The following is a 550-nucleotide window of genomic DNA, read 5'->3' on the forward strand; positions in this document are numbered from 1 at the left end:
CCAGCGCGGCGAGCCGGTCACCGGCCACCCGGCCTTCGGCAATCGGGCGCAGGCCCGCCACCAGCCGCGCCCGCTCCGGTGCCGGCAGTGGCCAGCCGGACAGGCGGGAGAGGCGCAGCACATAGGCGGTCAGGTCAGCATCGCCGCGCATGCCGGCGTTGGGGAAGAAGCGCAGCAGGCCCTTCTCGTCGATCCAGGTCGACAGGCTTGCCGCGTTGCTGTCCCACATGGCCTTGTCACCCAGCGCCACCGCTTTGGACAGGCGTTGTTCAATGCAATCATAGGGATAGGCCGCCATATAGGCGCGCATGCCAGCCAGATTGCCGCCCAGCGACGGCGACAGCGCAACGGTGACAAAGGCCGATCCGGGCAGGGCGCCTGCCGGCATTGCAATTGGCAGGCCGGCGCGGGTGAGGGCGGCAGTGATCACGGCCGGCGGCATGGCGGGCTCGACGATCTGCTCCACCTGCACGGCATCGGCCGCGCCGCCGCCGCTCGCCGCCAATTTCCACGTCAGCGTGCCGGCGGCCGGCGCGGTGGCGGCAAAGGC

Annotated in this window: 1 protein-coding gene; it reads right to left on the minus strand. The window is 71.3% G+C overall.

The window, feature by feature from the left end:
* On the minus strand, positions 1 to 430 hold a 430-nt coding region (locus GJ693_RS17375; protein ID WP_207789979.1), incomplete at its 3' end, for a hypothetical protein.
* Positions 431 to 550: the final 120 nt, after the last annotated feature.

The sequence above is a fragment of the Sandarakinorhabdus oryzae genome (genome assembly GCF_009733735.1).
Lineage (GTDB): Bacteria > Pseudomonadota > Alphaproteobacteria > Sphingomonadales > Sphingomonadaceae > Sandarakinorhabdus > Sandarakinorhabdus oryzae.